This is a genomic window from Xenorhabdus japonica (assembly GCF_900115195.1).
GTDB classification, from domain to species: Bacteria; Pseudomonadota; Gammaproteobacteria; order Enterobacterales; family Enterobacteriaceae; genus Xenorhabdus; species Xenorhabdus japonica.
The window spans coordinates 22,669-30,233 of record NZ_FOVO01000038.1; the positions used below are offsets into that span (position 1 = coordinate 22,669).

The 7,565-nt window shown below is 42.3% G+C and carries 7 protein-coding genes and 1 pseudogene; 3 read left to right on the forward strand and 5 right to left on the reverse strand.

What is annotated here, in order from left to right:
- Window positions 1-34: 34 nt before the first annotated feature.
- Window positions 35-166, reverse strand: coding sequence for a hypothetical protein (locus BM135_RS17735; protein WP_273576131.1), 132 nt, complete (start codon window positions 164-166; stop codon window positions 35-37).
- A gap of 336 nt (window positions 167-502) precedes the next feature.
- Between BM135_RS17735 and BM135_RS17740 the strand changes: the two are divergent.
- Window positions 503-754: pseudogene (locus BM135_RS17740) on the forward strand (IS1 family transposase); the annotation flags it as partial.
- Window positions 755-854: 100 nt separating this feature from the next.
- Window positions 855-989: an IS1 family transposase gene (locus BM135_RS17745; RefSeq protein ID WP_422646156.1), complete on the forward strand. Its 135-nt coding sequence runs from the start codon at window positions 855-857 to the stop codon at window positions 987-989.
- A 277-nt stretch (window positions 990-1,266) separates the two neighbouring features.
- Here BM135_RS17745 and BM135_RS13250 read toward each other — a convergent pair whose 3' ends face one another.
- From BM135_RS13250 to yihI, 3 genes are all read right to left on the reverse strand, one after another.
- Window positions 1,267-1,584, reverse strand: a complete 318-nt coding sequence (locus BM135_RS13250) for a hypothetical protein (RefSeq protein ID WP_092520321.1) — start codon at window positions 1,582-1,584, stop codon at window positions 1,267-1,269.
- A 169-nt stretch (window positions 1,585-1,753) separates the two neighbouring features.
- Complete coding sequence (hemN, locus tag BM135_RS13255) at window positions 1,754-3,127, reverse strand: oxygen-independent coproporphyrinogen III oxidase (RefSeq protein WP_092520322.1); 1,374 nt, start codon at window positions 3,125-3,127, stop codon at window positions 1,754-1,756.
- A 230-nt stretch (window positions 3,128-3,357) separates the two neighbouring features.
- Window positions 3,358-3,885: a Der GTPase-activating protein YihI gene (yihI, locus tag BM135_RS13265; RefSeq protein ID WP_092520323.1), complete on the reverse strand. Its 528-nt coding sequence runs from the start codon at window positions 3,883-3,885 to the stop codon at window positions 3,358-3,360.
- A 147-nt stretch (window positions 3,886-4,032) separates the two neighbouring features.
- Here yihI and BM135_RS13270 point away from each other — a divergent pair, with 147 nt between their 5' ends.
- The gene (locus tag BM135_RS13270) at window positions 4,033-5,505 is read left to right on the forward strand and encodes a glycosyltransferase family 39 protein (RefSeq protein WP_092520324.1); all 1,473 of its coding nucleotides are present in this window, start codon (window positions 4,033-4,035) and stop codon (window positions 5,503-5,505) included.
- 82 nt (window positions 5,506-5,587) lie between these two features.
- Here the strand turns inward: BM135_RS13270 and BM135_RS13275 are convergent, their stop codons facing one another.
- The gene (locus tag BM135_RS13275) at window positions 5,588-6,925 is read right to left on the reverse strand and encodes an NCS2 family permease (protein WP_092520326.1); all 1,338 of its coding nucleotides are present in this window, start codon (window positions 6,923-6,925) and stop codon (window positions 5,588-5,590) included.
- Window positions 6,926-7,565: the final 640 nt, after the last annotated feature.

Here is a 7,565-nt window from a genome sequence, read left to right on the forward strand (position 1 = left end):
AATAAATAGCACCCAATAAATGGGTGCAAGGAGTTTAAGCATCAAATGCGAGCATGTTCATTGGGCCGAGAAGAGAGACTTCTTCGCTTTCCATTTTAGAAACTTGGGTTTCAGTCGCGTTAATTTCAGTTTCTTTAACGGAATTGATCAATTCTTGAATATTCATGATTAATCTACCTTTATGTAATGGATTTATAATCCCCAATATATATTTATTGGGTGCTAACATCCTAGTATCCGGCACACACTTAGACAAGGATTTATTAACACAACCGTTACATTGATCTAACTTTTCAATAAAAATTGAGATTATTCTGTGGTTGTTAGCAAATAGAAAAATCCATATAATACCAATGATAAATAAACATTTAACCTTCATTAACTCTCAAGTTTTTCTATTTTGCTTTTTCACTTCCCTCCTTTTTTTAATTAACATATAAGCAACAACCCTGTTTTCCTAAGACCGTCACTGTCACTTCGACCCGATTTAACATTACGGAGGTCATTCGTCGGGAATAAAAAGTGTCAACGTTGGTTATGGTATGCTTGGGAGCCTCGCCTAAAACGTATCATTGCGCATGCTTTTGGTAGACGAAAAAAGAAAACACTAAAAAATTTATTGAAAAGACTGTCTAAATTCAAGGTACCCTTTTGGTGTACTGATAACTACCGTGCCTATAATTTACTGCCTTCAGCCAAACATCTGGTTGGGAAATATTTTACCCAACGTATCGAATGTGAAAACTTAACCTTATAGCAAAACCAAAATAATATGACATAACATCTAAATGCAAATGACAATGTAATATTGCTTATGAGGCATGTAGACTGCGTCAAATTATACTGATTTAGCTATATGCAACCGAATTAAACGTCTGAACCGTAAGACTCTTGATTATTCAAAATCACCTGAGATGCATGACAAAGTCATCGGTATTTTCATTGAGCGAATATTATGTTTGAGTATGATCAACACTTTGAATACATGACCGTTCAATCATACATCCATCGAAAAGTTTCCGGCGATACTTTATCGTGAATCTCAAATGGACAACTAGCTTACTGACACTATTGTCATTTTCAGAAGACAATTGCACGGGATGTCAAAAGTCGCCTGCACTCGATTGATGGAGATATGTTACTAATTATCCAGTGTAGTTCTGCCTTTTGGTGCACATGAGTACCGAGCATAATTGCGTTTGGTGCATATGATTTCTGAAATTATTTTATCAAAAGTCATATGCACACTGAGGTTCGCTTGAGCCATCAGCATAGGATCGAAAGGATCTCACTATCATATTTAGTAAACTCTTCTTCTGTTGGTATGGGCAACTTTCCAACCAGAACACCGATCGGCCTCAATGCTTTTTTAGGCTTGGCTAACATCCCAATTGGCCTTTGTACCATTAATTTATTTTTATTCATTTCTGTTTTTGGTATGCGCTTTCCACGCCAACGCCGATAAGTTTTTACCTGTATAATATCTTCTCCTGCGTCTTTAATAACAAGAGCTTGCCCTTCCCTAATGACTGCTCTCAATCCCTCAGGAAGCTCTGTAATACGGAGCTTAATTTCAGCACTCATATAATCTCCCATATTTAAGAAATCGAATAACTGTGTTAATTTTAACCGATCATCTGATAAATGTTAACCTATACGAATCGCTGAGCATAATTTATTGAAACATCTCGACACTATTGCTTAAGTTTATTAAGGCATTACTTAAACGCTATTTAAGTGGAAAATTATGTCCTTATATCACCCGCGAAAACTGCCGCTGCCGCATCTGATTACGCAGATAACTATCAAAGCACATGCAAACATTACGGATCAGAATACGACCTTTTGGAGATACCAGAATTTGCGACTCGCCTAATTCCACCAGCCCGTCTTCTGCCAAGGGTGCCAACAATTGCAGATCTTCAGCAAAGTAGTCAGCGAAGTTCAATCCATAACGCTGCTCAATATCCGCAAAATTCAGACGAAAATTACAGATAAGATCTCTGATCACATCACGGCGAATGCAATCATCCTGCGTCAGCGCCAAACCACGCCACAAAGCATGTCCCTGTTCTTCCACCGCAGTATAGTAAGTTTTCAGGTCTTTCTGGTTCTGAGCATAACTATCTCCTAACATACTGATGGCGGAAACGCCCATACCCAGTAAATCGCATTCCCCCTGTGTGGTATATCCCTGAAAATTGCGGTGCAAGATGCCTTTTCTTTGGGCTACCGCCAATTCATCATCAGGACGGGCAAAGTGATCCATACCAATAAACTGATAGCCATTACCTGTCAGGGTCGAAATCGTTTCCTGCAAAATATCCAGCTTCTGCGTCGCACTTGGTAAATCCTGTTCCTTAATTTTGCGCTGCACAGCAAATAAATTAGGTAAGTGAGCATAGTTGAATACGCTCAGGCGATCCGGTGATAACGCCAACACTCGCTGTAATGTAAAAGCAAAACTCTCAGGTGTCTGCTTTGGCAGGCCATAAATCAAATCAATGCTGGTGGATGTAAAACCGGTTTCACGGGCGCGATTAACCAGTTCGAAAATAAACTCTTCATCCTGCTCACGATTAACTAAACGTTGCACGTCTTTATTGAAATCCTGCACGCCCATACTCAGGCGGTTAAAGCCTTCATGCCGTAAGTGATCAATGACATCAAGCTGAATTTCACGCGGATCAATTTCAATGGAAAGCTCAGCATCAGGCAGAAAGTGGAAATGGTTTCGCAGCATCGACATCAATCGACTGATCTGTGTTTTGTCCAGATAGGTTGGTGTACCGCCACCCCAGTGCATCTGGCTGACTTTCCGTCGGGAAAATAATTTAGCGCGGGCAGCAATCTCTTTTTCCAACACATTCAGATATTCATCCGCTTTGTGTTTTTGGCGAGTGACCAGCTTATTGCAGCCACAGAAATAACAAAGCTTATGGCAGAACGGGATATGGATATAGAGGGAAAGCGGGCGATCAGGATAACGGTCGGCGGCTTGTGCAAAAGCCGTCGCATCGTACTGCTGGTTAAACTCCAATGCTGTTGGATACGAAGTATAACGAGGCCCTGAATAATTGTATTTTTGGATCAAAGGCAGATCCCAAACAATGTCTTGCTCTGACATGCTTATTCCTTCTGCTGTTTTCGCTCATCAAAACACAACATTTTCATGGAATTGAAATGTCGTGCCATGATGATACTCCGCAACCGACGTTTGCGTCGTGATAGCCGCCGTAGTTTACCCAATAACCACAATAAATAACATATTAATATTGTGGTTATTAATATCATTGTCAATACTGTGGTTATCAGAATGAACCCGCCTTTTACGATCACAATTCTTTGATGAAGGAATTACTTGCCCTTCAACAATTGCATGATATCTTCCTGCGATTCTTCTTTGTCTTCCTCTTCCTCCAGACTGATGCCCAACTCTTCCATCAGGGTATCAATGCGGTCAAGCGTATTGTCGACATAATCGTTGTCTTCCTGAGACAGTTTTTCATCCTGTTCAAGACGTGCCAACAAGTCATCCAATCGCTCATCATTTTCCAGCATTTCCAGCTCTTCCCGTGGTGACAGACGAGGTTTTTGTTCCTCTACCGGCGGTTTAACCGCTGGTTTCACCATCGCTGCTTTTTCACCTACGATCAGAGGAACCGGAACCTTACTGCCGATACGTGGATCTTTCTCCTGCCTACCGACTGAACGATTCTTATTGCTGCTATCACCGTTACTACGGCTACCTGTTGGATTACCGTTACCACGGCGTTTTTTCTGACGTTTACGCTCGCGCCCTTCTGCATCCAGCTCTGCGCGACTTTTTCTTTTTTGCTTACCAGCGGAAGGCTTCACTGGTGATTTTTTCTTTAACGGGTTCATAGCTTGTGACTCACTCGCTTTTATCAAGATATTTTCGGCGGAATCTAACAGAAACTACCTTTAACATCCAATGTCATTCACTTATCGTTTAAAATTCGACTACTATTCTAAGTAAATTTAACTCAAATAATATGATCATTAGCTACCATGCGTTTTTTTGATACCTCTTCTTATCGCATACCATTGTATCTTTGGATCACTGGTTATGCAGCCTTATGGATAATAGCGAGCTATTTTCTCGATCCCACCGTTCCTTATGATGCTGTAGAAGCCTTGAACTGGGGCATCAATGGGGAGTGGGGATCGCCCAAAAATCCATGGCTGGTGGGAGCAATAATGCTGCCCGCTATTTCTATCAACAATATCTCCCTCAGTTTTTATTGGTATTTCACCCACTTTGTTGCTATTGCGATCGGTATGCTCGGAGTGTGGCAACTGGCTTTCCGGCTGACAGGTAAAGTTGTACTCGCATGGCTTGCCATGCTGACACTGAACCTATCCGGCATCATCAATTTCGATATCATTCCTTATAACGACAATTACCTTTTAGTTATGCTCTGGCCGTGGTCATTACTGTTTTTCCTGCGTGCCATTGATGATCATCCCAAATGGTGGTTGGCGTTCGCTCTCGCCACAGGGCTGGCAACGATGGGGAAATATTCTTCGCTTGCCATCGTCGGCTCCGTCTTTTTGCTTTCTCTGTTTGTACCTAAAGTACGCCGCAATTATCGAGAACCACTGTTTTATCTTGCCATTATGATCTGGTTCGCGTTGGTGTTACCGAACGTTTGGTGGCTGGTGCATAACGACTTCGCCGCGTTTAAGTGGGTAGATTCCCAAATTCAGAAAGGGTTCAACCTACATACCACACGTGCTGTACTTTCCGTGTTCTACCCGTTGATTATCGTCAGTGGCATTATTTATCTGCTGGGTGGTCGGATTGGCTGGCCCAAACAGCAATCCAACGCACTGGTCAATATCGTGATCCTGCTGCCTCTGCTGATTATTTACGGCTGGTTCTCCTTCAATCAGGGCGGACGCATGACCGAGTGGATACAACCTTTCATGGCTGTTTCTCCGGCATTGTTGGTGGGATCGATAACGGTATTTCCCAACAAATCCCTGCAAGGCACATTACGGGGATTGACCGTATTTGGTGTTTTGGTATTGATCGGTTACATCAGTGTGATGCTGGCAAATGTCCGTGATGCAGGGCAAAAATTTGTGGGTATAAAAACCTTTACCAGCCAACTTGATCAACGCTGGAACGAACTGTATCCAACACCATTGCGTTATGTTGGCGGAGAATATCTGCATCAATGGCTGACATTTTATAGCCATTATCGTCCAGAAACGATACAACCCTGGGAATTAGAGAATGGTGCACCACCCAATATCTATAACCGTCATATCAAACAGAGCAATATCGTGGAGTATGGTGCCTTGCTCGTGGGAGATCGGGGAAAAAACTGTGCAGAGGAAAATTTCCAACCTATTTTTGCGGAATGGCCATCCTTGACGCTTGGCCATAAAGAAGAGTTCTCCTTCAAAGCCCAGCCAAGTGCTGAGTTGGAAACTGTCTGCATTGGCTTTGTGGCTCCCAAGAAGATTCAACAATAGATTCATCTTCCAACAAAAAAGCCTGACATGCATATACTGTCAGGCTTTCTTTTTTATCACCTTATCACCATTTCAATCGTACTCAGTGAGCATCTACAAATACCATTTTCAATACAAACAATAGCGTCACAACAACAACGCACGAGCCAACTTCACGCCATTTGCCAGTTCCCAATTTCATGACGCAGTAGGCGATAAAACCCAGTGCGATGCCTTCGGTAATGGAGAAACTAAATGGCATCATCACCGCAGTAATAAATGCGGGGACAGATTCAGTCAGATCATTCCATTTCACCCGTGTCAGGCTGGAAGTCATCAAGACGCCCACATAAACCAAAGCACCCGCTGTAGCATAAGCAGGTACCATGCTTGCCAGTGGAGAGATAAACATCACCAACAAAAACAAAATACCGACGACAATCGCCGTCAAGCCCGTGCGCCCACCAACAGAAACGCCTGAAGAACTTTCAATATAGGCGGTAACTGAAGAAGTCCCAATGTAAGAGCCAGCCACCGAACTGATACTATCCACGTACAGGGCTTGTTTCATGCGAGGGAATTTACCGTTGCTGTCAGCAATGCCCGCTTTATCCGTCACGCCAATCAATGTGCCGGAAGAATCAAACAAGTTCACCAGCATAAATGAGAAAATAACGCCGGCCAAAGTGACATCCAGTGCACCTTTTACATCAACGTTACCCACCACGCTCATCACACTAGGCGGCAGATCAAAAATGCCGTGATATTCCACATAGCCCATCATAAAACCGATGCCGGTTGTCACTACGATAGAAATCAACACCGCTGCATGAAAATTGCGTGCCGCTAAAATGGCAATGATGAAAAAGCCCAGTGTTCCCAACAAGACGTTATGCGAAGCAAAGTTGCCGATTGAGATAATCGTATCGGGATTAGGCACAATAATGCCTGCATTTTTCAGCCCCATCATAGCGATGAAAAGGCCAATACCGCTGGTGATGCCCACACGCAGGCTCAATGGAATATTAGCGATCATCCAGTAACGAATACGAAAGAGAGTCAGAATCAACAACCCCACCGCCCCCCAGAAAATTGCGCCCATCGCAACCTGCCATGAAATGCCCATTGCACCGACCACTACAAAGGCAAAAAACGCATTCAGCCCCATCGCAGGTGCAACGGCAACAGGCAAATTCGCCATCAATCCCATCAAAATGCTGCCAGCGGCAGCAATTAAACAAGTCGTAACAAATACCGCTTTAATATCCATGCCTGCAACCGCCAGAATTTGCGGGTTGACAAAGACGATATACACCATTGTCAGAAAGGTCGTCAGCCCGGCAATCATTTCGGTACGAACTGTTGTGCCATGTTCTTCTAATTTAAATACGCGCTGAAGCAAGCTCTGACAATGAGTCGAACCAGAAGTTATTTTGCTCATGTAATATTGTTTCCCAAAAAAAGAAGTTTTCGACTTATCCTACAGGAACACCCTATAAATCATTACCCTGAAATGGCAAAAAAAGAAAACGTTTGCGGACCGAGTAATCAATGAATTAACTAAGATTATGATTCTTGAGAATATTCATTAAGTGGTGCTATATTATTCGTTATGCTTGTGATTATTCCGCTGGCCTGCCAACTTATTCAACCAAGAATATCTAATAAGTTGGCATCAAAAGTAATCTCGTATCAAGAAATACGATTTGATTCACTATTTTTTCTAATCATCTTATGCCATGCCAAAAAACAATGTAGCTCCTTAAGATAATTGCAATAATATCGGGTGTTTAACATAAAGAATGTCAATAAGAAGCTCACTACAATAAAACACAACGAGACGTTGCTATAATCTAATATTCCAGCAACAAATTTCAGTCCCACCAATATGATAAAAAGCACTATAAAGAGACAATGAGCAATAATTAATATTTTAAAACCAAAGTTCACTCCCCGATGCGTTAATAAAATAGAAAAAGAAGAAAACTTGGATTCGCATGATAGGTGCAATTTCTGAAAAAGGTGGTCAGTTGCTATAGTAGGCATCTTTCTCGCCAAAGGAAAATGCGCTATGGCCTATA